Consider the following 25132-nt stretch of genomic DNA (forward strand, 5'->3'; position numbering starts at 1 on the left):
GGCGCGCCTCTTAGAGGTACAGTTCTAAGGTGCTCACGAAGCCTGAGGGGATGTTCGACCGGAACGCCGAGTGGACGTCGCTGGTCGGCTTCGCGACGTCCACCGCGCCCAGCGTCCGGTTCGGCGTGGTCAGCGGTCGGCGCCGCCAGGGCAAGACGTTCCTGCTGGACGCCATCGCCCGCGCCACCGGCGGCTTCTACTTCGCGGCCAGTGAGGACACCGAGCTGGAGTCGCTGCGCCGCTTCGGCCGGGCGCTGGGCGCACGCGCGGGCACCGGTGGCGAATTCCAGCTCGGAAACTGGGAAGAGGCGATCGAGCGGCTGTACGCCGTGGTGCCCGACGGGCTGATCGTCATCGACGAGCTGCCGTACCTGCTGGCGGCGAGCCCCGCACTGGCCTCACACCTGCAACGGGCCCTCGACCCGGGCGGCGTGGCCCGCGAGCGCGCATCGAAACTGCTCGTCTGCGGTTCCGCAATGTCGATCATGGGTGGCCTGCTGTCCGGCAACGCACCCCTGCGCGGCCGGGCCAGCCTGGAACTCGTGGTCCGGCCGATGGACTACCGGACCGCCGCCGAATTCTGGGGGGTCGCCGAAGAGCCGGAGCTGGCCGTGCTGCTGCACAGCATCGTCGGCGGAACCCCGGCGTACCGGCACGAGTTCGTTCACTCCGACGCCCCGGCCAAGACCGCCGACTTCGACGAGTGGGTGGTGCGCACCGTGCTCAACCCGGCGGTGCCGCTGTTCCGGGAGGCGCGATACCTGCTCGCCGAAGAGACCGGCGCCCGGGACGCGGCGCTCTACCACGGCGTGCTGGGCGCGATCGCGCTCGGACACAACACCCGAGGCGGCATCGCCGGCTATCTTGAGCGGCCCTCGACCAACATCTCCCACCCGCTCACGGTGCTGGAGGACTCCGGCCTGATCACCAAGGAGGCGGACGCGTTCCGCACCGGCCGCTCGGTCTACCGCATCGCGGAGCCGCTGATCACGTTCTACTCGGCCGTGATGCGCCGCAACTGGAGCTTCCTGGAACGCGGCATGGCCGAGCAGGCCTGGCAGGCTGGTCGCGACACGTTCCGCTCGCAGGTGGTCGGACCCCACTTCGAGCAGCTCTGCCGGGAGTACGCCCTGCGCAGCGCGGTCGAGTTGTTCGGCGAGCCGCCGACCGAGGTGGCGGCCGGCACCGTCGCGGATCCGGCCGAGCGCACCCAGATCCAGGTCGACGTGGTGGTGCTCGGCACCGACGGCGCCGCGCTGTGCCTGGGCGAGGCCAAGTGGCAGCAGACCATGGGGCTGCCCCATCTCGACCGGCTGCGCCGGGCCCGGGACCTGCTCGCCGTGAAACGGGTCCGCACCGAGCGGGTGCGACTGGCCTGCTTCAGCGGCCGCGGGTTCACCGAGGAGCTGCGCCGGGCCGCCGCGGCAGACCCCACCATCCTCCTGATCGACCTGCCCCGCCTCTACGGCGCGTAGCAGGCTTCGTGCAGTTTCGGGGAACTGCACGAAAGCGGGCCGTGATTCCAGCACTTTCCCCGAAACTGCGGGAACAGCACGTCCCGCGCCCGAGTCAGGAGCGGCGCAGGTCCTCGTAGACGCCGATGAGGCGGTCCATGACCACGGACGGGTGGAAGGTCTGCTCGTAGCGGCGGCGGGCGGCCTCGGTGAGCGACGGGGCGAGCTTGACCGCGTCGGGCAGGGCCGCGGCCCAGTCGTCGACGGTCGGCGCGACCGCCACCCCGGCGTCCCCGATCAGGTACGGGATGCCGCCCAGCGCGCTGCCGATCACGGCCCGGCCGGAGGCCAGCGCCTCGATGATCACCGTGGGCAGCACGTCGTGCCAGGTCGACGGGGCGGCGAACAGGGCCGAGGCGCGGAACGCGGCCCGTACCCCCTCGCGGTCCTGCGGGCCGAGGAACACCACGTCCGACCGCTGCGCGGCGGCCTGCTCGGCCAGGGTGCGCAGCTCGCCGTCGCCGACGATCCGCAGCGTGCCCAGCGAGCCGTCCGGGTGCCGCCGCCAGGCGTCCAGCAGCAGCCCCAGGCCCTTCTCCGGGGTCAGCCGGCCCACGAACAGCACGCCCTCCCCCGGCGGGGTCGGGGGGCCCGGGTCGTCGACGCCGTTGGGCTTGACCACGATGTGCCCGTCCGGGATGCCGTAGTCGCGCAGGTGGTCGGCGATGTTGTCGGTGAGCGCGATGTACCGGTCGACCGAGCGCCAGGTCGGGCGGTGCACCGCCAGCGTGGTCGCCATGATCGCGCTCTGCGCGGCGGAGTCCCGGTAGCACCGGTGCTTGATCGCGGGCAGCGCGAACGCCTTGCCCCGGCACTCGTAGCAGGCCTGGCCGTCGCGGAAGTACAGGCCGGGCGCGCAGACCTGCCGGAAGTTGTGCACGGTCTGCACCACCGGCACCCCGTGGGCGTGCGCGGTCCGCACCACCCAGGGCGACAGCAGCGGGTACGGGTTGTGCAGGTGCAGCACGTCCGGCCGCTCGGCCTTCAGCAGCCGGGCCAGGTCCCGCTGCGCGCCCGGCGCCCAGATGGGCGACAGCGGCAGCAGCGCCTTGCCGACGGGCGACAGTGACGGAATGTCGTCGGAGCTGCGCAGGAAGGGCAGCACCGTGACCCCGGCCGCGGTGAGCTGCGCCATCTCCTGGTCGACGATGACGTTCTCCCCCGAGGGCAGCTCGGAGCGGTACCGGTTGTGTGCGACGACGACTTTCAACGCCATGGGTGAACGGTAGCGTTACGGTCGTGCCGGAGTTGCCTGAGGTGGAGGCCCTCGCCGCGTATCTGCGCGAGCGGGCCGTGGGTCAGCGCGTCGAGCGGGTCGACGTGTCGGCGATCAGCGCCCTGAAGACGTTCGACCCGCCCCTGTCGGCCCTGCACGGGCGGACGGTCACCGGCGCCGGGCGCCACGGCAAGTTCCTCGACCTCCAGCTCGACGAGCTGCACCTGGTGGTGCACCTGGCCCGCGCCGGGTGGCTGCACTACCGCGACGAGCTGCCCGACACCCTGCTCAAGCCGGGCAAGGGGCCGATCGCGCTGCGGGTGCGGCTGGGCGACAGGTCGGGCTTCGACCTGACCGAGGCCGGTACGCAGAAGAAGCTCGCCGCCTATCTCGTGACGGACGTGGCGCAGGTGCCCGGTGTGGCCCGGCTCGGGCCGGACGCGCTCAGCCTCGACCTGGCCGGTCTGGCCGGAGTGCTCAAGGACCGCAACGCCCAGCTCAAGGGCGTGCTGCGCGACCAGCAGGTGCTGGCCGGGGTCGGCAACGCGTACTCGGACGAAATCCTGCACACGGCCAAGCTGTCGCCCTTCGCGCGGGCCGACAAGCTCACCGCGGCGCAGCTGGAGGCGCTGCACGCGGCCATGCAGCAGGTGCTGACCGAGGCGGTCACCCGGTCGGTCGGCCAGCGCGCGGCGACGCTGAAAGCCGAGAAGCGGGCGGGGCTGCGGGTGCACGGGCGCGCGGGTGAGAAATGCCCGGTCTGCGGCGACGTGATCAGGGAAGTCTCGTTCGCGGACTCCAGTCTCCAATACTGCCCCACGTGCCAGACGGGCGGAAAGCCGCTCGCAGACCGGAGACTTTCCAAGCTCTTGCGCTAGTGTCACCGGGAGCCGACTTCGTATAGTGTCCCGGTCCTGGGGTGTTCGGACGCATCTGCGCACGGTGTCGCCGTGACCCCGGACAAACCATGCGAGACTGAACGTTGTGGGCGAACCTCGTCCTGCCGCACGTTCGGCGCCGCAGGCTGCAGCACTGGCCGGTTCCGCCGGGCAGGAACGTGACGCACGGGAGGACCCAGGTGAGGTGACGACGAGCCTGAAGCACCCGAGCACGGCGCCCATCCGTTCGAACGTCCCGGATTACGTGGCGGACCGCTACGAACTCCCTCCGACGCCCAAGACCAACGGCGTGGCACGGAGCGCGTTCGCCCGGCCCACGGCCCGGCGCGCCAAGTGGCACCGGCCATACATCCTGTGCCTGGTCGTCGCCGACTTCCTCTGCGCGGTCCTGGCCAGCTATACGGCGATCTCCCAGTTCGAGACGCAGCGGGTCACCGCCGGCTTCGACGGGCGCACCAACTTCTTCCAGCTCGTGGCGTATGTCGGCCTGCCCATCGGCTGGCTGCTGCTGCTGTGGGCCAACGGCGCCTATGACAGACGCGTCATCGGCCTGGGCACCGACGAGTTCAAGCGCGTCTTCCGGGCCACCATCGCGGTCGGCGCGACCGTGTCGTTCCTGGCCTTCGCGTTCCAGAAGGACCTGTCGCGCGGCACCGTGGGCATCGTCGTGCTGGGCGCGATGGCGTACATCTTCGTGCTGCGGCTGATGCTGCGGCGCGTGCTGTACGTGATCCGCCGCCGGGGGCGCCTGGCCACGTACCGGATGCTGCTGGTGGGCTCGCTGCCGGAGACGCTGTTCGTGTACAAGGTCGTCTCCCGCAGTCCCCGGGCCGGCCTGGTGCCCGTCGCGATCCACCTCTCCGAGCACCTGCCCGCCTCGCGGCGGGCGCAGGCGCCGATCCCGGTGCACTACGGCCGCGACCTGGTCGACCTGGTGCACGAGCTGCGCGCCGACACGATCGCGGTGTGCGGCTCGGCCGGGGCCGAGCCCGACGAGCTGCGCCGCCTGGCCTGGCAGCTGGAGGGCACCGGCATCGACCTGGTGGTCGCGCCGCAGCTCACCGACATCGCCGGACCGCGCGTGCACATCCGGCCCATCGAGGGCCTGCCGCTGCTGCACGTGGAGGAGCCGAAGCTCTCCGGTGTCGCCTGGCTGGCCAAGAACCTGCTGGACCGGGTCGCCGCCGCGCTGGGCCTGATCGTGCTCTCGCCGCTGCTGCTGCTGATCTCGCTGGCCATCTCGATCACCGACCGGGGCCCGGCGTTCTTCCGCCAGCTGCGCGTCGGGCACGAGGGCCGGGTGTTCAAGGTGTGGAAGTTCCGCACCATGTACACCGACGCCGAGGAGCGCAAGAGCAAGCTGGAAGCCCAGAACGAGGGCGACGGCATGCTCTTCAAGATCCGCGACGACCCGCGGGTCACCCCGGTCGGCCGGTTCCTGCGGGCCAGCTCGATCGACGAGCTGCCCCAGCTGATCAACGTGGTCAAGGGCGAGATGTCGCTGGTCGGGCCGCGGCCGCTGCCCGCCGACGACGGCGACTACCTCGGCGACGTGCGGCGGCGGCTGCTGGTGCGGCCCGGCATGACCGGCCTGTGGCAGGTCTCCGGCCGCTCGGACCTGAGCTGGGACGAGGCGGTCCGGCTGGACCTCTACTACGTCGACAACTGGTCCCTGGCCTACGACCTGTCCATCCTGTGGCGGACGGTCGGGGTCGTGCTCCGGCGCAAGGGCGCCTACTGATCCTGCAAGACGTCGAACGGCCGGTCACCCCCAGCGGGTGCCCGGCCGTTCCGCTTCTGCGGCTCTCAGCCGAAGACCTCGGCCAGATTCAGCTCGAACGGGAAAGGGTCAGCCCCGCGCAGGATGCCCGAGTGCTTCTGCTCGGTCAGGTAGCCCATCGACCCCGGCTGTGTCAGCACCAGCACGTCCTGGGTGCGCGCGTCAACGATCCAGTACTCGGGGACGCCTGCCACGGCGTAGCCGTACCGCTTGAGCACGAGGTCATTGCCGGGGTTGCTCGGCGATACCACCTCGATGACCAGCTGCGCCGCTGGTGGCGGCAGCGCGGGCAGCGCAGTCCCGAGCAGCGCGGCGTCGAAGACGACCAGGTCGGGGATGAAGTAGGAGCTTCCGTCTCGGCGCAGCACGCCGAGGTTCTCCCCGACCACGAGATCGTCAGGCGCCTGCCGCTCAAGCGCCCGGCGGATGCGGTGCAAGACGGTGAAGTGCGGCATCGGGGGTGGTGGGGTCACGATCAGGCTCCCGTCGAAGATCTCGTACCGGTAGCCGTCGTCGGGCGTGTCGAGGAGGTCCTCGAACTGCCAGGCGCGCAGCGGCTGGGGCCGGAGCAGTGGATGGGTCATCGTTGTCACCCCAGTGGTCTATCGAAGCCGTCTGACATCTCCAGGGTGCCCCATCCACAGGCCGTTAAGAAGGTGCCCTTCCCTACGTGCGCACAAGTTCTTCACATCGGGGGCTGAGGGTCTGCACAGGTGAGGGCTACAGTCCCGTGACATGAACGAGCGTCGGGTCCTGGTTGTCGAGGACGACCCCACCATCGCCGGGTCCGTCATCGCGCGGCTGCGGGCGGAGGGGTTCGCCGTCGACCACGCGGGCACGGGGCCCGCCGCGGTCGAGGCAGCCGCGCGGCTGCGACCGGACCTGGTCGTGCTCGACCTGATGCTGCCCGGGTTCGACGGGCTGGAGGTGTGCCGCCGCATCCACGCGCAGCGGCCGGTGCCGGTGCTCATGCTGACCGCCCGCGACGACGAGAACGACCTGCTGGTCGGGCTGGCCGTGGGGGCGGACGACTACCTGACCAAGCCGTTCTCGCTGCGGGTGCTGGCGGCGCGGGTGCACGCGCTGCTGCGCCGGACCGAGCGCACCACCGCGCCGGAGGCGCCGATCAGGCTGGGTCCGCTGGAGATCAACCGGACCGAGCGCCGGGTGCGCCGCGACGGCGTCGAGGCCCACCTGACCCCGACCGAGTACGACCTGCTGGTGTACCTGGCCGAGCGGCACCGCGCGGTGCTGCCCCGGGAGCGGCTGCTGGCCGAGATCTGGGGCTGGGCCGAGGGCTTCGGGACCCGTACCGTGGACTCGCACATCAAGGCCCTGCGCCGCAAGATCGGCGCGGACCTGATCCGGACCGTGCACGGTGTCGGCTACGCGCTGGAAGCCGAGAACACATGATCGAGCGCATCCTCGACTGGCTGACCAAGCCCATGTACTGGCTGCTCGGCCCTCTGATCGTGTTCGCCAACCGGCTGCTGGACCGGCTGCCGCGGCCACTGGACCCGTTCCGTTCGATCAAGCTCAAGCTGGGCGTCCTGCTGGGCATCTCCGGCGCGACCGGCCTGAGCGTCTTCTACTTCTCGCTCGGCGGCATCCCGTGGCGCACCGCGATCTCGGCGGCGATGGTCGGCGTGATCACGCTCCAGGTGCTGGCGCACGGGATGACCAAGCCGCTGCGCGAGATGACCGCCGCGGCCCGGTCGATGGCGCGCGGGGACTACAGCCGCCGGGTGCGCGCGACCAGCCGCGACGAGGTCGGCACCCTGGCCCGCGCGTTCAACCTGATGGCCGCCGACCTCGCCGCCAGCGACCAGCAGCGGCGGGAGCTCATCGCGAACGTGTCCCACGAGCTGCGTACGCCGATCACGGCGCTGCAGGGCGTGCTGGAGAACATGGTCGACGGCGTGAGCACGGCCGACCCCGCGACGCTGCGCACCGCGCTGGCGCAGACGCAGCGCCTCAGCCGCCTGGTCACCGAGCTGCTGGACCTGTCGAAGGTCGACGCGGGCGCGGTGACGCTCCAGCGGGTGCCGGTGCCGGTCGCCGAGTTCCTGGCGACGGTCGTGGAGGAGGCGGGGCTGAACTCGCCGAAGACCCGGTTCCGGCTGGACGGCGTGGTCGCCCACACCATCAGCGCCGACCCGGCCCGGCTGCACCAGGTCTTCGCCAACCTGCTGGAGAACGCGGCCCGGCACAGCCCGCCCTGGGGGCTGGTCACCGTCAGCGCGCGGCCCGAGGGCACCGCGACCGTGTTCGAGGTGCTCGATCAGGGGATCGGCATCGCCCCGGCCCACCGGGAGCGGGTCTTCGAGCGTTTCACCACCAAGGTCTCCCGGCCGGGGGCGCTGCCCTCGACGCCGGACGCCGACCGGCGCGGCACCCGCGCCGGCCAGACCGCCCGCAGCGACGGCGGCACGGGCCTCGGCCTGGCCATCGCCCGCTGGGCGGTCGAGCTGCACCACGGCACCATCGCGATCGTCGATCCCCCGGCGGGGGTCGGCTGCCGCGTCCGCATCACCCTGCCCCACGGGCCGCGGTGAGTCTCCGGCGAGCCGCCTCGGCCCGCCGGGAACCAGCCGCAGTCCGCACCGTCGTTTCGCAGCAGAAGCCAGCCGAGCCTGGAGGCAATGATGTCCACCCCCCACCCGGAAAGCGCACCACCGCCGTCCGAGGCGGCAGAACCCGCCTCGGTAGAGACCCCGGCGGCGGACAGCACGGCGCCGCAGACCCCGGCGGCCGCTGCCGAGCCGGCCGAGGCGGCCGAATCGGCCGCCGAGACCGCCGCGCCCGAAGCCGCCCAGGCTGAGGCCGTCGCGCCTGAGGCTGCCGCGGCCGAACCCGCCGCCGCGACGGTGCCGCCGCAGCAGTACCCCGCGGACATGGCCCGGTTCCGGCCGCTGCCGCCGCCCCCGCCCGGCTTCATGGAGGCCCGCTGGAAGGGGCCCGACTACGCGGGCGGCCCGGCAGCCTGGATCGCCGCGCTGATCGGCGGCCTGGCCACCGCGATCATGCTGCCGCTGAGCCGGCCCGGCCTGGGCTGGCTGCTGGTCGGCCTGGTGATGGCCGGGGCGGTCGTGCACGCGGCCCGGTTCGGCCCGAAGCCGGACAGCCGCGGCGAGCGCCTGGTCCGGATCGGCTGGGGCGTGGTCGCGCTCGCGCTGCTGTCGGTCGGCACGTTCCGGGCCGCAGGCTGGCTGGTCGTGTTCTGCACCCTGGGTGCGCTGGCCTGCGCCTCGCTCGCGGTGGCGGGCGGCCGGTCGGTGCGCGCGGTGCTGTTCGCGTCGATCGCCGCCCCGATCGCGGCGCTGCGGGCGATCCCGTGGCTGGCCCGCGGGCTGGCCAGCTGGCACCGGAGCCGGGAGAAGAGCGGCACGTTCGGCCGGGTGCTGCTGTCGCTGCTGGTGACCGTGATCCTGCTGGTGGTCTTCGGCGCGCTGTTCGCCTCGGCGGACGCCGCGTTCGCGAAGCTGCTCGGCGACATCCTGCCCAAGCTCGACGGGCGCACCATCGCCCGCGGCCTGATCTACACCACGGTGGGCGGCCTGCTCACGGCCGGTGCGATCTTCCTCGTGCTGGCGCCGCCGGACCTGTCCGGCATGGAGCGCCCGTCGCCCCGCCGGATCGGCCGCATCGAGCTGGCGCTGCCGCTGGGCGGCCTGGTCCTGATGTTCGGCGCGTTCGTGGCGCTTCAGGTGCGCAACTTCTTCGGCGACAAGGCGTACATCGAGAAGACCACCGGCCTGACCTACTCGCAGTACGCCGTGCGCGGGTTCGGCCAGCTGCTCGTGGTCACCCTGCTGACGCTGATCATCATCGGGCTGGTGTCGCGCTGGGCGTCCAGGGAGACCAGCGCGGACCGGACGCTGCTGCGTACGCTGCTCGGCCTGCTGGTCGTGCTGAGCATGGTGATCGTCGGCTCGGCGGTGTGGCGGATGTGGCTGTACCAGAACACGTACGGCTGGACCCGCGAGCGGCTGTTCTTCGGCTCGGTCGAGCTGTACCTCGGCGGGGTGTTCGTGCTGGTGGCGCTCGCGGGCTGGAAGCTGCGGGCGACCTGGTTCCCCCGCGCGGCGGTGGCCGGGTTCGCGGCGCTGCTGCTGGGGCTGGCCGTGGCCAACCCGGAGCACTTCATCGCCGAGCAGAACGTCGAGCGGGTCAAGAAGATCGACTTCTGGTACCTGCGGGCGCTGGGCCCGGACGCCGCCCCGGCCCTGGCCAAGCTGGACGAGCCGCTGCGCAGCTGCGCGCTGAGCTGGATGGACCGCGAGCTGAAGCAGAACCCGGAGCAGTGGTACTCGTGGAACCTCAGCCGGGCCCAGGCCCGCGAGCAGCTGGCTGGAACCTTCCCGCGACCGACCACCAAGACCTGTTCCGCCGCTGAGGAGCAGTACCGGAGTTCGCGGGACTGACCGCCAGGAGCGGACTGACCGCCAGGAGGAGGCGGCATCGGCGAGCGATTCCGACATTGTGACGCTGGGTCTACAGTCGGTCGCGTGACAGCCGATGCCGCCTTCGCCCTTCAGGGGCTCGTGAAGAAGTTCGACACCAAGCTCGCCGTCGACGGGGTGGATCTCTCCGTACCGGCGGGCTCTTTCTTCGGCCTGCTCGGACCGAACGGCGCGGGCAAGACCACGACCCTGTCCATGGCGGTGGGCCTGCTGCGCCCCGACGCCGGGCGCGCGCTGGTGCTGGGCCACGACGTGTGGGCCGACCCGGTGCGGGCCAAGGCGCTGGTCGGTGTCATGCCCGACGGGGTGCGGCTGTTCGACCGGCTCGACGGCACCGAGCTGCTGACCTACCACGGCCTGCTGCGCGGGCTGGCCCCGGACGTGATCGACCAGCGCGTCACCGAGCTGCTGGACGTGCTGGCCCTGGCCGACGCTGGCCGCACGCTGGTCATCGACTACTCGGCCGGTATGAAGAAGAAGATCGCGCTGGCCTGCGCCCTGCTGCACGCGCCCCGGCTGCTGGTGCTCGACGAGCCGTTCGAGGCGGTCGACCCGGTCAGCGGCGCCACCATCCGCGACATCCTGACCCGCTACGTCGCGGGCGGCGGGACGGTCATCTTCTCCAGCCACGTGCTGGAGGTGGTGGAGCGGCTGTGCAGCCACGTCGCGATCATGGCGGCGGGCCGGATCCGGACCGTGGGCACGCTGGCCGACGTGCGCGGCGAGCGCACGCTGGAGGAGGCGTTCGTCGAGATCGTCGGCGGGCGCACGGCGACCGGGTCGGAGCTGTCGTGGCTCTGACCTTCGCCAAGCTCAAGCTGCGTACGCTGCGCAACGGCTTCCGCGGGCGCCCCGCGAAGATCATCATGTTCTCGCTCGGGCTGCTGGGCGCCCTGTTCTACGGCGGCCTGGCGTTCGTGCTGTTCCTCGGCGCGATGATCTCGGGCCACGACGGCCTGGCGCTGGCCGCCGCGTACGGCGGGACGCTGATGACGCTGGCCTGGCTGCTGATGCCGCTGGTGTGGTTCGGCGTGGACGAGACGCTGGACCCGGCCCGGTTCGCACTGCTGCCGATCCCGAAGCTGGTGCTGCTGCGCGGGCTGCTCGTCGGCGCGCTCATCGGCGTCCCGGCCGCGGCGACGCTGCTGGCCACGTCCGGCCTGGCGGTCGGCGCGTTCATCGAGGGCGGGCTCGCGGCGGGCCTGACCGGCAGCGTCGGCGTGCTGCTGGGACTCGTGCTCTGCGTCCTGATGAGCCGCGCGGTGACCAGCGGGTTCGCCCGCGCGCTGCGCGCCCGGCGCACCCGCGACCTGGCCGCCGTGGTGCTGGCCGTGCTGGCCGCCTCGGTCGGCCCGATCCAGTACGCGGTCAACTCGGGCGCCCAGGCCGTCGGCATGGAGCGGCTGGAATCCATCGCCCGCGTGCTGGGCTGGACGCCGTTCGGGGCGCCGTACGTGGTCGGGCAGGACGCGGTGGCGGGCCACTGGGGCGCGGTCGCGGCCCGGCTGGCGCTGACCGTCGCCGTGATCGCCCTGCTCGCGTGGTGGTGGAGCACCTCGCTGGAGTCGGCCATGGTCGGTTCGGCCGGCGAGGGCGGCAGCAGTGCCACCGCGGTGCGGGCAGGCAGCCCCACGGCCCGGTTCTTCCGCCGCAGCCGCGCACCGCGCACCGCGTACGGCGCGATGCTCGTCCGGGAGATGCGCTACTGGCTGCGCGACGCGCGCCGCCGGGCCAGCCTGATCACGTTCGCCGTGGTCGGGGTGTTCCTGCCGGTGACGTTCAACCTCGGCCCGGCCGCCGCCCAGGGGCAGATGCCCGCGGCCATGCAGCTGCTGACCATGGTCGGCATCGGCACGCTGGCCTCGGTCGGCCTGGCCAACCAGTTCGGCTACGACGGCAGCGCGTACGCGGCGCAGGTGGTTTCGGGGGTGCCGGGGCGGCTGGAGCTGCGCGCGCGGGCGGTGGCGTACTCGTGGTTCGTGATGCCGGTCCTGCTCGGCGTCGCCGCGCTGACGATCGTGCTGCGCGGGCACCCGGCCGAGCTGCCCGCGGTGCTCGGGGTGCTGCTGGCCGCGTACGGCACCGGCCTGGCCTGCTGCCTGCACCTGTCGGTGTGGGGCGCGTACTCGCTGCCGGAGACGCAGAACCCGTTCGCCATCAACACCGGCACCGGCGTGGCCAAGAGCCTGCTCGCGATGGCCGCCCTGATCGGCGGTCCGGTGCTGGCGTCACCGGTGTATCTGCTGGCGGCGCTCGGCGGCCAGGTCGGCTCGGTGCTGGCGCTGCCCGCCGGACTGGCGTACGGCCTCGGCGCGGCCTGGCTCGGGGCGCTCACCGCCGGTGACGCGCTGGACCGCCGGCAGCCGGAACTGCTCCTCGCCGTGACCCCGAAACGGTGAACACTGTCGGGCGTCCGACTTAAGATTCTTCGGGATGTGTCCGAGCACACCGAATAATTGGTGGAGAAGCAGGGACTCATACGATGTAATAGTTGGTATGAGCATCATGAACAAGATGCGGAAGAACCGCAGCGCCGAACAGATCCACCTCGAGCGCGCCCACCGCGAGCGTGCGCAGCGCAGCCGCGCCGCCGGTGAGATGCACGACCCGATGGCCGCCGTCTTCATGCGCGTGAACTGACTTTTCTCCTCCTCCAAACCGTTGCAGCCCCGTCCGGCCCCGAGCCGCGGCGGGGCTGCGGCGTATTCCGGGCCAGCAGATGAGGCGGCCGGGCATCGGGGCCGGTCACCTCGGTGGCGGGGCCACCCGTATTCCGGTCGGGCGCCGGTACCGGTACGGTGGGCACGGCCGCCACCCCTCGGCCGCGTGACGCTGCGCAACTCCCGCGCTGTCGCCCGGAGGGGTGGCATCGGAGAGGGAGGCGTGCGCATATGACGTCCGATGGATCGCAGCAGTCCGGCTGGCCGCCGGCTGACGCGAACGAACGCCAGGGTGGGTACGGGCTGTTCGAGGCGCCGCCGGCACCCGAGGAGTTCCCGGTCTTCACCCCGTACGGCAGCCAGGCGGAGCAGGACTTCCCGCCGGACTCGGGCACCCCGTCGGCGTTCGGCGGCTTCCCGTCCGACTCGTCCGCCCCCGCACCCGCCGTCGATGACGCCCCGCCGTACGTGCCCGCCCCCGCGGTCGTGCCGATCCCGGGCGTGCGCCACGAGATGTCGCCCGCCTTCGCCGCGCACGAACCCTTCATCGCGCCCCCGGCCGAGCCCGCCGAACCGGCCTGGTCCACCCCGGCCGAGCCGCAGTGGACGCCCGCGCCGGCCGACTCGTCGTGGCAGACCCCGCCGGCCGAGCAGCCGTCGTGGCACACCACGGCCGCCGACCAGCAGTGGCAGCCCGCCGAGCCCGCGTGGAACGCCACCCCGGCCGAGTCCTCCTGGAACGCCGCCCCCGCCGAGCCCTCGTGGAACGCAGCCCCGGCCGAGCCCGCGTGGCAGGCCCCGGCGGCCGAGCCCGCCTGGAACGCAGCGCCCGCCGAGCCCGCCTGGAACGCAGCCCCGGCCGAGCCCGCGTGGCAGGCCCCGGCGGCGGCCGAGCCGTCGTGGCAGACGCCGTCGGCCGACCAGTGGCAGGCCGCCGCGGCTCCCGCCGAGCCCGCGTGGAACGCCGCGCCCGCCGAGCGCCCGTGGAGCGCGCCTCCGGCCGAGCCCGCCCGCGCCGAGCAGCAGTGGCCGGACTACTCCGACTTCTCGCAGCCCGCGCAGCCTGCTCAGGCCGCACCGGAACCGGCCACCAGCACCGCCTCGTGGGCCGCGTTCGCGGCCGGGGACAGCCCGAAGCCGTCCGCTCCGACCGGGCCGTGGACTCCGCCGCCCGCGGTCGCGGCGCTGATGGACCCCGAGCCGGCATACGAGGCCCGCCCCGCCAGCACCCCGCCCGCGTATGACACGCCGTCCTCGTACGACGCGCCGTCCTCGTACGACACGCCGTCGGCATACGACGCGCCGTCCGGGTACGAGGCCCGGCCCGCGAGCACCCCGCCCGCCTACTCGACGCCGGTCAGCACCCCGCCCGCGTACGAGGCCCGCCCGGCCAGCACCCCGCCCGCGTACGACGCGCCGTCGTCGTACGACGCGCCGCCCGCGTACGAGGCCCGGCCCGCGAGCACCCCGCCCGCCTACTCAACGCCGGTCAGCACTCCGCCCTCACCCGCCATCCCGGTCACGCCGCCGCCGGTGGCCCGCGCGAGCGTCGGCTCGGCCAGCGTCGGCTCGGCCAGCGTCGGTTCCGCCAGCGTCGGTTCCGCCAGCGTCGGTTCCGCCAGCGTCGGGTCGGCCACCGCCTCGGTGCCCGCCACCAGCCGGATCGCTCCCGGCGAGGACGCGGTGTCGCTGCCGAAGCCGGCGCCGCGGGTCTACGGTTCGGCCTCCGTGGCCCCGCCCGTGGACTCCCCCGCACCGGCCGACGCGGGCATGCCCGCCCCGACGGCTCCTCCGGTGACCGCCGCGGCGCAGGTCCCGCCGCAGGCTGCGGTGCCCGCGCAGGGCGCCCGCGCCACTGCCCGGGCCTCGGTGTCCGCGCCCGCCGAGCCGCACGCGGCACCGCCGATCGCGCGCTCGTCCACCGTGTACGGTGCCCGCCCGGCGCAGCCCGCCGAGCAGGCGCCGCCCATGCAGGCCGCGCCGCAGACCCCGCCGCCGGTCCAGGCTCCGCCCGCCCCGCCGCAGGCCGCCGCGTCCGCCCCGGTCGCGCCCGCCCGCGGGGGACGCCAGCCCGCCTACGGCGACCTGCTGCAACCGTCGGCGCCCACCCCGCAGGGTCCGCCGCCGGTCCCCGACTTCCCCCCGCGCGGCCCGGCGCCGACGCAGGTGGCGGCACCGCCCGCCCAGGCCAAGCCGCAGCAGTGGACCCAGCAGGGTCCGCCCGCCGGTCACGCACCGGTCGGCCTGGTGCCGGGGCAGCGCCCGCCGATGGACTCGCCGCCGCCGCCCGGCACCGACCAGGCCCGCTTCGACAAGTTCAAGCCGACGGACGACACGGGCACGATCGAGCCGAAGCCGGTGCGCAGCGGCCGCCTGATCACCGGCGTGATCATCGGCTGCGTGCTGCTGCTCACCATCGCGTTCGGCCTGCTGTTCGGCGTGCAGAAGCTGATGTCGGACGGCGACCCGGGCACGTTCGGCGTCGGCGACTGCCTCAAGCAGAGCGGCAACGCCGCGGTGGCCGCCGACTGCGGCGACCCGGGGGCGTTCACGGTGGTGTCGGTGACCGACAGCGCCGACCAGTGCCCGGACAAGCAGCAGCCGCACGTGACCGTCGGCAGCAAGTTCCTGTGCCTGGCGCCGGGTTCCGGGGCGGCGAACCCCGCGGACGCGACCGCCAGCCCGACGGCGCAGCCCACGCCCTGACCACCGGCCCGTCCGCCACCCGGACGGCTGACGGCGCGCAGTGACCCGAAAGGGCCCGGTCTCTCGGAGACCGGGCCCTTTTCCCTGCTGGGGCCCTGGTGCGACATCCACTTATGTAAGTAGCGGAATAGGGCAGTGATCCTGACCACCGGACCCGATTTCCGGTCGCGCCACGTCGCACCCGGCGGCGAGACTGGCGCCATGTTGCGCGATGCCCTACCAGCCCGCCGCGAGGCCCGGCGCCAGCTCGTCGGCACCCTCTTCTCCTCGCTCGGGCGGGGGCTCACCCTGCCGTTCCTCTTCATCTACCTGACCGAGGTGCGGCACCTGCCCGGGTCCAGCGTCGGCCTGGCCATCGGCTGGTTCGGACTGCTCACCCTGCTGCTGTCGCCGCTGGGCGGCGCCCTGATCGACCGGTACGGCGCCCGCCGGGTGGTCCTGCCCGCGCTGGCGCTCTCCTCGCTCGGTTCCGGTTCGCTGGCCCTGGTCGGCACCGTCTGGCAGGCGTTCGCCGCGCTCACGGTGTGCGGCCTCGGCGGTGCGACCATCTGGGCCGGGCAGAACACCATCATGACGACGCTGACCAGCGACCAGGAGCGCCAGCGCGTCTTCGGTCTCCAGTTCGCGCTGCTCAACCTCGGCATCGGCGTCGGCTCGGCGCTGGCCGGCTCCGTCGTGGACGTCGCCCGGCCCGGCACGTTCCAGTTCATCTACCTGGCCGACATGCTCTGCTACGCCGGGCCGTTCGTGATCCTGCTGACCATGCCCCAGGTAGGGCGGCGGCTGGTCAGGGACGAGCCCGCGGCGGGCCGCAGGGCGAGCGGGGGGTACGCGCAGGTGCTGCGCCACCGCCCGTTCCGCCGCCTGATGATCTTCAGTGTGCTGCTGACCGTCTCCGGGTACGCGCAGCTGGAGGTGGGCTTCACCGGGTTCGCCACCAAGGTCGCCGGGGCGAGCACGCGGATCGTCGGATACTCCTTCACCTGCAACACCATCGTGATCGTGCTGGCCCAGCTGCTGGTCATCCGGATGCTCCAGGGACGCAGCCGCACCCGCGCGCTGATGACCGTCGGCGCCCTGTTCGCGGCCGCCTGGCTCGTGCTCGGCGTCGCCGGATACGTCGACGGGCGTGACAGCGTGGTGAGCGCCGTCGGCGTGATCGCTTTCGGCGGCATCTTCGCGCTCGGCGAGACACTGCTGTCACCGATCAACCCGGCGCTGGTCAACGAGCTGGCCAGCGACGAGCTGCGCGGCCGGTACAACGCACTGTCGTCCATGGTCTGGGGCATCTCGGCCGTCATCGCGCCGGTCAGCGCCGGGCCGCTGCTGGCGGCCGGGCTCGGCGGCGTGTGGATCGTCCTGGTCGCGGTGGGCTGCCTGGCGGCGTCGGCGGTCGCGTTCACCCTGCGCGGCCTCATCACCGCCGAGCAGGACGGCCTGCCCGCCCCGGCGCCCGCCCCCGCCCCAGTCCTCTCCCACGCCTGACCGCGGACACAGCAGTTTCGGGGAAAGTGCTCCTGTTCGGGCGCGCATTCGAGCACTTTCCCCGAAAGCGCAGCCTGCGGCAGATGGTGGGAGGGAGATCGGCGACGCAGGGCGGCTGGCTAGGCTTGCGGTCATGGCGACGATCTCGCGGGTACGCGCACCTGAGCTGCGCGGACGGGGCTGGCTGAACACCGGCGGCAAGGAGCTCACGCTCAAGGACCTGCGTGGCAAGATCATTTTGCTCGATTTCTGGACCTTCTGCTGCATAAATTGCCTGCACGTCCTCGACGAGCTGCGCCCGCTGGAGCAGAAGTACGCCGACGTGCTCGTCGTCATCGGGGTGCACTCGCCCAAGTTCGAGCACGAGCGCGACCCGCAGGCGCTGGCCGCCGCCGTCGAGCGCTACGGCGTGGACCACCCGGTGCTCGACGACCCCGAGCTGGTCACCTGGCAGCACTACGCCGCCAAGGCGTGGCCGACCCTGTCCGTGGTCGACCCCGAGGGATACGTCGTGGCCTCGATGGCCGGCGAGGGCCACGCCGAGGGCCTGGTGCGGCTGCTCGACCAGCTCATCGCCGAGCACGAGGCCAAGGGCACGCTGCACCGCGGCGACGGCCCGTTCGTGCCCCCGCCCCCGGCCGACACCCTGCTCCGCTTCCCCGGCAAGGCGCTGCCGCTGCCCGACGGGCGCGTGCTCGTCTCCGACTCGGCCCGGCACCGCCTGGCCGTGCTCGACGCCGACCTCGGCCGGGTCGTCCAGCACATCGGCTCCGGCAGCCGTGGCCGGGCCGACGGCACCGCCGAGCGGGCCGCGTTCTCCGAGCCGCAGGGCGTCTGCGCGCTGCCCGGCCCGGTGGCCGAGCTCGTCGGGTACGACCTCGTCGTCGCCGACACCGTCAACCACCTGCTGCGCGGGGTGAAGCTCGCCGACTGGAGCGTCACCACCGTCGCGGGCACCGGACGGCAGTGGCGCTCCAGCGTGGACGACCACGCCCACGACGCCCGCTCGATGGACCTCTCCTCGCCCTGGGACGTGGCGTACTACGACGGCAAGGTGATCGTCGCGATGGCGGGCACCCATACGCTGTGGTGGTTCGATCCGGTCAAGCGCACCGTCGGGGTGTACGCGGGCACCACGGTCGAGGCCCTGCGCGACGGCCCGCTGCCCGACGTGTGGCTGGCCCAGCCCTCGGGCCTGTCCGTGTCGCCCGACGGCCGCCGGCTGTGGCTGGCCGACTCGGAGACCAGCTCGCTGCGCTGGATCGAGGACGGCGTGCTGCACACCGCCGTCGGCCAGGGCCTGTTCGACTTCGGCCACGTGGACGGCCCCGCCGACGAGGCGCTGCTCCAGCACCCGCTCGGGGTGTGCGCGCTGGCCGACGGCTCGGTCCTGATCGCCGACACCTACAACGGGGCCGTGCGCCGGTATGCCGACGGCACCGTGTCCACCGTCGAGCGGGACCTGGCCGAGCCGAGCGACATCGTGGTGACCGCCGCCGGAGACGTGCTGGTGGTCGAGTCCGCGGCCCACCGGCTGGTCCGCCTGGCCCCGACCGTCACCGCGTACGTCGACGGCGGCCGGCACCGGGTCGAGCGCCCGCCGGCGCTGCTCGCCCCCGGCGAGGTCACCCTCGACGTCATCTTCACGCCCGCGCCCGGCCAGAAGCTGGACCACAGCTTCGGCGACCCGACCCGGCTGGAGGTGTCGGCGTCCCCGGCCGAGCTGCTGCTCGACGGCGGCGGCGTCACCACGCAGCTGAGCCGACGGCTGGTGCTGAACCCGGCGGTCGAGCGCGGGGTGCTCCAGGTGGTGGCCCAGGCGGCGACGTGCGATGCCGACGCCGAGCACGCCGCATGCCACCTGACCAGGCAGGACTGGGGGGTGCCGATCGTGATCGACCCCGAGGGCGCCGACCGGCTCCCGCTGGTCCTGCGCGGCCTCGACGCCGACTGACGGGGGCGGGACGGGCGGGACGGGGTCAGCGGATGAACGGGGTCAGTCGGACCTCGGCGTCCTCCAGCGCCGCCCGGACCGCCCGCGCCAGCACCACCGCACCCGGCGTGTCCCCGTGCAGGCAGATCGAGTCGACCGCGTGCGGCAGCACCGTCCCGTCCAGCGCGATCACCCGCTGGTCGACCGTCATCAGCAGCGCCCGCGCCACGACCTCCTCCTGATCGTGGATGACCGCCCCGGGCTTGTCCCGCGGCAGCAGCGTCCCGTCAGCCCGGTACGCCCGGTCCGCGAAACCCTCCGCGTACGTGGGCACGAGCGCGTCCCCGGCGGCGGTGGCCAGCGGCGAGCCGGGGGCGCAGAGCACGGGCAGCCCGGTGGTCTGGGCGGCCTCGACGATGGCGTCGACGTGCGCGGTCGCGTGGTAGAGCGCCCCGTGCGGCTTGAGGTAGCGGACCTGGGCGCCCTCGGCGTCGGCCAGCCCCCGCAGCGCCCCGATCTGGTAGACGAGCTCGTCGCGGAGCTGGCCCAGGTCGTACTCGATGAAGCGGCGACCGAATCCGGCCAGGTCGCGGTAGCCGACCTGGGCGCCGACGGCGACCCCGCGGCGGGCGGCGAGCGCGCAGCTGCGCCGCATCGTGCCGGCGTCCCCGGCGTGGAAGCCGCAGGCGACGTTGGCGCTGGTCACGACGTCGAGCAGGGCTTCGTCGTCGCCGAGGGTCCAGCGCCCGAAGCCTTCCCCGAGATCAGCGTTGAGATCCATGGAAAGTCACAGTAGTGCCCGGACGCGCCTGGGCGAGGCTGCCCAGGTCGGCGGGGTGGACGACCGCGACGACGGGGTACCCGCCGGTGGTGGGGTGGTCGGCGAGGAAGACCAGCGGCTGCCCGTCGCCGGGCACCTGCACCGCGCCCGCGAGCAGTCCTTCGCTGGGCAGCTCGCCGGTGCGGGCGCGGGCCAGGGCCGGGCCGCGCAGCCGTACGCCGATCCGGTCGCCCTCCCCCACCGTGTACGCCCGCCCGAGCAGTTCCCTGGGCGCGGTGAACCAGTCGTCGCGCGGCCCGAACCGCACCCGCAGCCGCAGGTGCGCCCCTGGCGCCGACACCGGGGTGAAGTCGACCGCCCCGGGCGGCCCGGCCGGGGCGCCGACCGGCAGCACGTCTCCGGCGCGCAGCGGCGGCGGCCCGAGCCCGGCCAGGGTGTCGGTGCTGCGCGAGCCGAGCACCGGCGTGACCGCGACCCCGCCGGCGACGGCGAGGTAGCCGCGGATGCCCGCGACGGGTGCGCCGAGCACCAGTTCGGCCCCGGCGGGCAGCGCGAAGCCGATCCCGTACGGCGCGGGCCGCCCGCCGGCGGTGGCGGGGCCGGGCGCGCCGGTGAGCGCGCACCACAGCGTCGTGCGCGCCCGCAGCCGGGCCGTGCCGTAGGTGAACTCGATCCCGGCCGCCCCGGCCGGGTTGCCGACGAGCCGGTTGCCCAGCCGCAGCGCGTCGCCGTCGAGAGCTCCGGCGCGCGGCACGCCCAGCTCGGCGTACCCGGTGCGGCCCAGGTCCTGGACGGTGGCCAGCGGGCCGGGCGACAGGACCTCAAGCATCGACGAATCTGACCGTCATGCCGGGCGCCAGCAGCGCGGGCGGCTGCCGGTCCGGGTCGAACAGGGTCAGCCGGGTATGCCCGACCAGCCGCCATCCGCCCGGGGAGCTGCGCGGATACACCCCCGCGTACGGCCCCGCGAGCGCCACCGACCCGGCGGGGACCCGGGTGCGGGGCGAGTCGAGCCGGGGCAGCCGCAGCGGCTCGGGCAGCCCGGTGAGGTAGCCGAACCCCGGGGCGAACCCGCAGAACGCCACGGTGAACTCGACGCCGCGCAGCACCCGCGCGGGGTCGCCGTCCCAGCGCCGGGCCACGTCGTCGAGGTCGGGGCCGTCCCAGTGCACCGGGATCTCGACCTGCCCGGCGGGGGCGGCGGCGCGGGTCCGGACCGTCCAGCCGCTCCAGTCCGGGCGCCGGGTGACGCCGCGCAGCAGCACCGTGGCGGCGCCGGGCACCAGCTCCTCGCAGACGAGCTCGCCGCGCTCGCGGGCGTCGCTCAGCAGCCGGAACCAGCCCGCCGGGTCGTCGACCTCCAGCAGCAGACCGTCCCATCCGTACTGTCTGACGCGCACCGCGCCATTGTTTCAGCCCGCCCAGTGCCCCGGGCGGGCGAGCACGGCGGGCAGCCGGGTGGTCCGGTCGCCCCGGGCGGCGTTGATCTGGAACTGGGTCAGGTAGATCGCCTCGCTGAGATCGGCGCCCCGCAGGTCCGCCCCGCGCAGGTCCGCGCCGATCAGCTCGGCCAGCCGCAGGTCCGCGCCGCGCAGGTCCGCGCCGATGAGGTACGCACCGCGCAGGTTGGCCCCGCGCAGGTCCGCGTTGCGCAGGCGGGCGCCGATCAGGTCGGCGCCGCGGCGGTCCTTCGGCTTCGGGCGTACGGCGGCGCGGGCCAGCTCCCCGGCCCGGACCAGCAGCGTGTTGACCCTCGCCCGGTGCTCGGCGACATCGAGCGCGGCCAGTTCCCCGGGGCTGCCCAGGGTCAGCTGCTCGGTCTCGGCGTACGCCCGCGCGAGCTCGGCGCGCAGCGGGGCGGCGGCGGCCAGGTCCTGCGCGTCGGCGAGGTACCAGAGCAGCTCGTGCAGCTGGCGCTGGACCGGGAAGGCGGCGTACATGGGTGCGGCGGTGGCGGGGTCGTCGCGCCAGCTGCGGCCGCCGAAGGTCACCTGCGAGGTCTGCTGCCCCGCGCCGAAGCAGTCGTACACGGTGCAGCCGGTGTAGCCGCGGTCGCGCAGGCGGGCGTGGATGCCGCAGCGGAAGTCGGCACCGAGGTTCGTGCAGGGCTGCCCGGCGTCCTTGGTGACGGCGAAGTCGGACGAGGCGGTGAACGGCAGCGCCACGCAGCACAGGCCGAAGCAGTTCGTACAGTCGGCGCGCAGCCTCGTCCGCTCCATCCGGATCCCTCCCTGTTCAGCAGCGCGTCAAGTCTAGGTGTAGCCGACTTCACGCCTTAACCTACTGAGAAGTAACCTACGGTGTCGTAGCCTGGGGGGTATGACCGGCACCGCCGAACGCGCCACCCGCCTGCGCCCCGTCGACATCGGCAAGCCCCGCATGCGCGGCTGGCTGCACGCGTACGCCTTCTTCGTCGCCCTGGTCTGCGGCATCGTCCTCGTCAGCATCGCCGCCTTCCGGCCCGGGGCCGCGCCGGTCGCCAGCGTCGCGGTCTACAGCCTGACCGTGTGCGGGCTGTTCGGGATCAGCGGCCTCTACCACCGCCGGGTCTGGAGCGAGCGCGGCTACCAGACCATGCGCCGCCTCGACCACGCGATGATCTTCATATTCATCGCCGGCACGTACACGCCGTTCTGCGTGCTGCTGCTCGACCACGGCAAGGCCCTGCTGCTGCTCGCGCTGGTCTGGGGCGGCGCGATCGGCGGCGCGGTGGTGTCGCTGATCTGGCCGCACGCCCCGCGCTGGGTCTCCGCACCGCTCTACCTGGCGCTGGGCTGGGTGGCGGTCGCGGTCCTGCCCGACATCCTGCACCGGGGCGGCGTCACGGCCCTGGTGCTGCTGCTGGTCGGCGGGGCGGCGTACAGCGTCGGCGCGGTCTTCTACGCGCTGCGGCGGCCGAACCCGTGGCCCGAGGTCTTCGGCCACCACGAGTTCTTCCACGCCTGCACGCTGGTGGCCGCCATCTGCCACCACATCGCCATCTACTTCGCCCTCTTCGCCTGACCACCCGCCCCGCGCGGCGCGGGGTCAGGAGGCGTCGGCGCGGGGAGTGTGGGCGGCGGTGAGCTTGGCCGTGTCGAGGGCGGCCCAGTCGTTCTCGACGGCGTGTACGGCGATGCCGCAGGTGCGCAGGCCGTCGGAATCGACCTCGCCCCCGCCCGCGTCGAGCAGGGCCGACAGCTGCGAGATCGACGGATTGTGGCCGATCAGCAGGACGGTCCGGTGCTCGGGCGGCACCGCCCGCAGGACGTCGAGCAGGTCGTCGGCCGAGCCCTCGTAGATCGGCCGCTCGTAGTGGACCGTCGGCGAGCCCGCCCCGGACAGGGCGACGGCGACGCCGTGCCAGGTCTGGCGGGTGCGGCGGGCCGGGGAGCAGACGACCAGATCGGGCACGTAGCCCTGGTGCACCAGCCAGGCGCCTGCGGCGGCCGCGTCGGCGTGCCCCCGGTCGGTCAGCGGCCGGTCCGGGTCGGGCAACCCGACCGGCCGGTCGGCCTTGGCATGGCGCAGCAGCAGCAGGGTGCGCGGGCGCTCATCGGCGCCGGACAGCGGAGCCATGTGCCCAGCTTGCCGTACACGGCGCCGTCGCGCATCCCAACCCGGGCGATCCCAGGTCGGCGCACCGGCGACCACCCTCTGAACGGGGGAAGCGCGGGCGGCGCTCAGGGCACCGCCCGCGCTTTGCGGGATGGGTCGCAGGTCAGAAAGCGGCCTCGTCCAGGTCCATCGCGTCGAGCGTGGCCAGCTCGACGATGCGACGGTCGGAGCCCAGCCGCGGCAGCACCTCGCGGGAGAAGAACCGCGCGGTGGCCACGACGCCGCTGTAGAACGCGGTGTCGGCGGCGTTCGGCTCGGCGGACAGGGCCGCCAGCGCCACGTCGGCGCGGCGCAGCAGCAGCCAGCCGACGACCAGGTCGCCCAGGGCCAGCAGCAGGCGGCGGGAGTGCAGGCCGACCTTGTACAGCGAGCGGGGGTCCTCGGTCTGCGACTCGGCCAGCCAGCCGGTGAAGGTGCCGAGCATGGCCTGCACGTCGCCGAGGGCGGCGGCCAGGGCGGCGCGCTCCTCCTTGAGCTGGCCGTTGCCGGCCTCGTTGGTGAGGAACTCCTGGATCTCCCCGGCGACGGCCATCAGCGAGCGGCCGTTGTCCCGCACGATCTTACGGAAGACCAGGTCGAGGCTCTGGATCGCGGTGGTGCCCTCGTACAGGGAGTCGATCTTCGAGTCGCGGACGTACTGCTCCAGCGGGTAGTCCTGCAGGAAGCCGGAGCCGCCGAAGGTCTGCAGCGCCTCGCTGCCCAGGATCTCGAACGCCCGCTCCGAACCGCAGCCCTTGACCAGCGGCAGCAGCAGGTCGTTGATCTTCGCGGCGCGCCCGGCGGCCTTCTCGTCCCCGGCGAACTCGGCCAGCTTGACCCGGTCCTGCCAGTACGCGGTGTAGGCGACCAGCGCGCGCAGGCCCTCGGCGTACGACTTCTGCAGCAGCAGCGAGCGGCGCACGTCCGGGTGGTGCGAGATGGTGACCCGCGGCGCGCTCTTGTCGGTCATCTGCAGCAGGTCGGCGCCCTGCACCCGCTCCTTGGCGTACGAAAGCGCGTTCAGGTAGCCGGTCGACAGGGTGGCGATCGCCTTGGTGCCGACCATCATGCGGGCGTTCTCGATGATGAGGAACATCTGCCGGATGCCCTCGTGCACCTCGCCGACGAGCCAGCCCTTGGCCGGGACGCCGTGCCCGCCGAAGGTGGTCTCGCAGGTGGTGGAGACCTTGATGCCCATCTTGTGCTCGACGTTGGTGACGAAGACGCCGTTGCGCTCGCCCAGCTCACCGGTCTGCGCGTCGAAGTGGAACTTCGGCACCACGAACAGCGAGAGGCCCTTCGTGCCGAGCGCGTGGCCCTCGGGCCGCGCCAGCACGTAGTGGATGATGTTCTCGGACATGTCGTGCTCGCCCGAGGTGATGAAGCGCTTCACGCCCTCGATGTGCCAGGAGCCGTCCTCCTGCCTGACCGCCTTGGTGCGGCCGGCGCCGACGTCCGAGCCCGCGTCGGGCTCGGTCAGCACCATCGTGGAGCCCCACTTCTTGTCGACGAAGAGCTTGGCCCACTCCTTCTGCTCCTCGGTGCCCTCAACGAACAGCACGTGCGCGAAGGACGGGCCGGAGCCGAACATCCAGACGGGCGCGTTCGAGCCGAGCACCAGCTCCGCGAAGGCCCAGGTCAGCGTACGCGGGGCGTTGCTGCCGCCGAGGTCGCCCGGCATGTCCAGGCGCCAGAACTCCGCGTCCATCCAGGTCTTGAAGGAGCGCTTGAAGCTCTCGGGCATCTTGACCGTGAACGTGGCCGGGTCGTACACCGGCGGGTTGCGGTCGGCATCGGCGTAGCTGGCGGCCAGGTCGACGCGCGCCATGCGGTCGATCTCGCTCAGCACGCTGCGGGCCGTGTCCGCGTCCACGTCCGCGAACGGCCCCTCACCGAAGGGGGTGGCGAACACCTCGAACAGGTTGAACTCGAGATCCCGCAGGTTGCTCTGGTAGTGGCTCATCCGTCCGCCCTCACCGCATTCGTTACCGACCAGTAAGCCGACTCTATTACTCGTCGGTAACAACCGGCAAGCCGAATCGTGCGCTTGTCACGTCACATCTGCGTGAAATCTCGGCGGGGTCGCCCGGGAGAGCGATGTACATAGAGTGCCAAAACG

21 protein-coding genes are annotated in these 25132 nt (G+C 73.1%); 13 read left to right on the forward strand and 8 right to left on the reverse strand.

The genetic code is table 11. The features are described from left to right. Positions 1 to 29: 29 nt before the first annotated feature. Positions 30 to 1475, forward strand: a complete 1446-nt coding sequence (locus Cs7R123_RS19300) for an ATP-binding protein (RefSeq protein WP_244871918.1) — start codon at positions 30 to 32, stop codon at positions 1473 to 1475. 94 nt (positions 1476 to 1569) lie between these two features. Here the strand turns inward: Cs7R123_RS19300 and Cs7R123_RS19305 are convergent, their stop codons facing one another. Further along, entirely contained in the window at positions 1570 to 2724 is a 1155-nt protein-coding gene (locus tag Cs7R123_RS19305; RefSeq protein WP_212829277.1) for a glycosyltransferase family 4 protein, read from the reverse strand. A 29-nt stretch (positions 2725 to 2753) separates the two neighbouring features. On the opposite strand from Cs7R123_RS19305, the gene Cs7R123_RS19310 reads away from it, so the two are divergent. Both Cs7R123_RS19310 and Cs7R123_RS19315 read left to right on the forward strand, forming a co-directional pair. After that, positions 2754 to 3608 (forward strand): Fpg/Nei family DNA glycosylase, encoded by an 855-nt coding sequence (locus tag Cs7R123_RS19310; RefSeq protein ID WP_212828358.1) that lies wholly within the window; start codon positions 2754 to 2756, stop codon positions 3606 to 3608. A gap of 241 nt (positions 3609 to 3849) precedes the next feature. Further along, entirely contained in the window at positions 3850 to 5370 is a 1521-nt protein-coding gene (locus tag Cs7R123_RS19315) for a sugar transferase (RefSeq protein ID WP_244872027.1), read from the forward strand. A 65-nt stretch (positions 5371 to 5435) separates the two neighbouring features. On the opposite strand, the gene Cs7R123_RS19320 is transcribed toward Cs7R123_RS19315, so the two are convergent. Next, positions 5436 to 5993, reverse strand: a complete 558-nt coding sequence (locus tag Cs7R123_RS19320; RefSeq protein ID WP_212828363.1) for a Uma2 family endonuclease — start codon at positions 5991 to 5993, stop codon at positions 5436 to 5438. A gap of 151 nt (positions 5994 to 6144) precedes the next feature. Between Cs7R123_RS19320 and Cs7R123_RS19325 the strand changes: the two genes are divergently transcribed. The 9 genes from Cs7R123_RS19325 to Cs7R123_RS19365 all read left to right on the forward strand — a co-directional run bounded on the left by Cs7R123_RS19325 (position 6145) and on the right by Cs7R123_RS19365 (position 18677). Beyond that, positions 6145 to 6822 carry a response regulator transcription factor gene (locus tag Cs7R123_RS19325; RefSeq protein WP_212828365.1) on the forward strand — a complete coding sequence of 226 codons (678 nt, stop codon included), beginning with the start codon at positions 6145 to 6147 and terminating at the stop codon, positions 6820 to 6822. Then, positions 6819 to 7964: a cell wall metabolism sensor histidine kinase WalK gene (locus tag Cs7R123_RS19330; protein ID WP_212828367.1), complete on the forward strand. Its 1146-nt coding sequence runs from the start codon at positions 6819 to 6821 to the stop codon at positions 7962 to 7964. The genes Cs7R123_RS19325 and Cs7R123_RS19330 overlap by 4 nt, the downstream gene beginning before the upstream one ends. 90 nt (positions 7965 to 8054) lie before the next feature. Beyond that, positions 8055 to 9833 (forward strand): DUF4153 domain-containing protein, encoded by a 1779-nt coding sequence (locus Cs7R123_RS19335; protein WP_212828369.1) that lies wholly within the window; start codon positions 8055 to 8057, stop codon positions 9831 to 9833. A gap of 84 nt (positions 9834 to 9917) precedes the next feature. Further along, the gene (locus tag Cs7R123_RS19340; RefSeq protein WP_212828371.1) at positions 9918 to 10673 is read left to right on the forward strand and encodes an ABC transporter ATP-binding protein; all 756 of its coding nucleotides are present in this window, start codon (positions 9918 to 9920) and stop codon (positions 10671 to 10673) included. Next, a complete protein-coding gene (locus tag Cs7R123_RS19345; protein ID WP_212828373.1) occupies positions 10664 to 12271 on the forward strand; it encodes an ABC transporter permease in 1608 nt (535 codons plus the stop codon). The genes Cs7R123_RS19340 and Cs7R123_RS19345 overlap by 10 nt, the downstream gene beginning before the upstream one ends. Positions 12272 to 12368: 97 nt before the next feature. Beyond that, on the forward strand, positions 12369 to 12512 hold the full coding sequence (locus tag Cs7R123_RS19350) for a hypothetical protein (RefSeq protein ID WP_212828374.1): 144 nt from the start codon (positions 12369 to 12371) through the stop codon (positions 12510 to 12512). Between the two features lie 251 nt (positions 12513 to 12763). Beyond that, positions 12764 to 15238 (forward strand): hypothetical protein, encoded by a 2475-nt coding sequence (locus Cs7R123_RS19355; RefSeq protein WP_212828376.1) that lies wholly within the window; start codon positions 12764 to 12766, stop codon positions 15236 to 15238. 201 nt (positions 15239 to 15439) lie between these two features. After that, the gene (locus tag Cs7R123_RS19360) at positions 15440 to 16723 is read left to right on the forward strand and encodes an MFS transporter (RefSeq protein ID WP_212828378.1); all 1284 of its coding nucleotides are present in this window, start codon (positions 15440 to 15442) and stop codon (positions 16721 to 16723) included. A 133-nt stretch (positions 16724 to 16856) separates the two neighbouring features. Further along, positions 16857 to 18677 carry an NHL domain-containing thioredoxin family protein gene (locus tag Cs7R123_RS19365; protein ID WP_212828380.1) on the forward strand — a complete coding sequence of 607 codons (1821 nt, stop codon included), beginning with the start codon at positions 16857 to 16859 and terminating at the stop codon, positions 18675 to 18677. Positions 18678 to 18702: 25 nt separating this feature from the next. Here the strand turns inward: Cs7R123_RS19365 and Cs7R123_RS19370 are convergent, their stop codons facing one another. The 4 genes from Cs7R123_RS19370 to Cs7R123_RS19385 are packed head-to-tail and all read right to left on the reverse strand — an operon-like array spanning position 18703 to position 21656. Next, positions 18703 to 19437 carry a LamB/YcsF family protein gene (locus Cs7R123_RS19370; RefSeq protein ID WP_212828382.1) on the reverse strand — a complete coding sequence of 245 codons (735 nt, stop codon included), beginning with the start codon at positions 19435 to 19437 and terminating at the stop codon, positions 18703 to 18705. Further along, positions 19421 to 20266, reverse strand: coding sequence for a biotin-dependent carboxyltransferase family protein (locus Cs7R123_RS19375; RefSeq protein WP_212828384.1), 846 nt, complete (start codon positions 20264 to 20266; stop codon positions 19421 to 19423). The genes Cs7R123_RS19370 and Cs7R123_RS19375 overlap by 17 nt, the downstream gene beginning before the upstream one ends. Beyond that, positions 20259 to 20837, reverse strand: coding sequence for an allophanate hydrolase subunit 1 (locus tag Cs7R123_RS19380; RefSeq protein WP_212828386.1), 579 nt, complete (start codon positions 20835 to 20837; stop codon positions 20259 to 20261). Before Cs7R123_RS19380 ends, Cs7R123_RS19375 begins: the two co-directional genes overlap by 8 nt. Before the next feature lie 12 nt (positions 20838 to 20849). Then, positions 20850 to 21656, reverse strand: coding sequence for a pentapeptide repeat-containing protein (locus Cs7R123_RS19385; protein WP_212828388.1), 807 nt, complete (start codon positions 21654 to 21656; stop codon positions 20850 to 20852). A 100-nt stretch (positions 21657 to 21756) separates the two neighbouring features. Between Cs7R123_RS19385 and Cs7R123_RS19390 the strand changes: the two genes are divergently transcribed. Further along, complete coding sequence (locus tag Cs7R123_RS19390) at positions 21757 to 22440, forward strand: hemolysin III family protein (RefSeq protein WP_212828395.1); 684 nt, start codon at positions 21757 to 21759, stop codon at positions 22438 to 22440. 24 nt (positions 22441 to 22464) lie between these two features. Here the strand turns inward: Cs7R123_RS19390 and Cs7R123_RS19395 are convergent, their stop codons facing one another. Together Cs7R123_RS19395 and Cs7R123_RS19400 are read right to left on the reverse strand one after the other, a co-directional pair. Further along, a complete protein-coding gene (locus Cs7R123_RS19395) occupies positions 22465 to 22986 on the reverse strand; it encodes a histidine phosphatase family protein (protein WP_212829278.1) in 522 nt (173 codons plus the stop codon). Between the two features lie 151 nt (positions 22987 to 23137). Further along, positions 23138 to 24976: an acyl-CoA dehydrogenase gene (locus Cs7R123_RS19400; protein ID WP_212828399.1), complete on the reverse strand. Its 1839-nt coding sequence runs from the start codon at positions 24974 to 24976 to the stop codon at positions 23138 to 23140. Positions 24977 to 25132 lie beyond the last annotated feature (156 nt).

The organism is Catellatospora sp. TT07R-123 (assembly GCF_018327705.1).
In the GTDB taxonomy this organism is placed as follows: Bacteria; Actinomycetota; Actinomycetes; order Mycobacteriales; family Micromonosporaceae; genus Catellatospora.

What these genes read in the sequence shown, in the direction of transcription:
- Cs7R123_RS19375 (WP_212828384.1), bottom strand. Translation starts at nt 20,266, where the DNA reads ATGCTTGAGGTCCTGTCGCCCGGCCCGCTGGCCACCGTCCAGGACCTG.
- Cs7R123_RS19400 (WP_212828399.1), bottom strand. Translation starts at nt 24,976, where the DNA reads ATGAGCCACTACCAGAGCAACCTGCGGGATCTCGAGTTCAACCTGTTC.
- Cs7R123_RS19390 (WP_212828395.1), top strand. Translation starts at nt 21,757, where the DNA reads ATGACCGGCACCGCCGAACGCGCCACCCGCCTGCGCCCCGTCGACATC.
- Cs7R123_RS19325 (WP_212828365.1), top strand. Translation starts at nt 6,145, where the DNA reads ATGAACGAGCGTCGGGTCCTGGTTGTCGAGGACGACCCCACCATCGCC.
- Cs7R123_RS19370 (WP_212828382.1), bottom strand. Translation starts at nt 19,437, where the DNA reads ATGGATCTCAACGCTGATCTCGGGGAAGGCTTCGGGCGCTGGACCCTC.
- Cs7R123_RS19335 (WP_212828369.1), top strand. Translation starts at nt 8,055, where the DNA reads ATGTCCACCCCCCACCCGGAAAGCGCACCACCGCCGTCCGAGGCGGCA.
- Cs7R123_RS19365 (WP_212828380.1), top strand. Translation starts at nt 16,857, where the DNA reads ATGGCGACGATCTCGCGGGTACGCGCACCTGAGCTGCGCGGACGGGGC.
- Cs7R123_RS19355 (WP_212828376.1), top strand. Translation starts at nt 12,764, where the DNA reads ATGACGTCCGATGGATCGCAGCAGTCCGGCTGGCCGCCGGCTGACGCG.
- Cs7R123_RS19360 (WP_212828378.1), top strand. Translation starts at nt 15,440, where the DNA reads ATGTTGCGCGATGCCCTACCAGCCCGCCGCGAGGCCCGGCGCCAGCTC.
- Cs7R123_RS19330 (WP_212828367.1), top strand. Translation starts at nt 6,819, where the DNA reads ATGATCGAGCGCATCCTCGACTGGCTGACCAAGCCCATGTACTGGCTG.
- Cs7R123_RS19320 (WP_212828363.1), bottom strand. Translation starts at nt 5,993, where the DNA reads ATGACCCATCCACTGCTCCGGCCCCAGCCGCTGCGCGCCTGGCAGTTC.
- Cs7R123_RS19385 (WP_212828388.1), bottom strand. Translation starts at nt 21,656, where the DNA reads ATGGAGCGGACGAGGCTGCGCGCCGACTGTACGAACTGCTTCGGCCTG.
- Cs7R123_RS19350 (WP_212828374.1), top strand. Translation starts at nt 12,369, where the DNA reads ATGAGCATCATGAACAAGATGCGGAAGAACCGCAGCGCCGAACAGATC.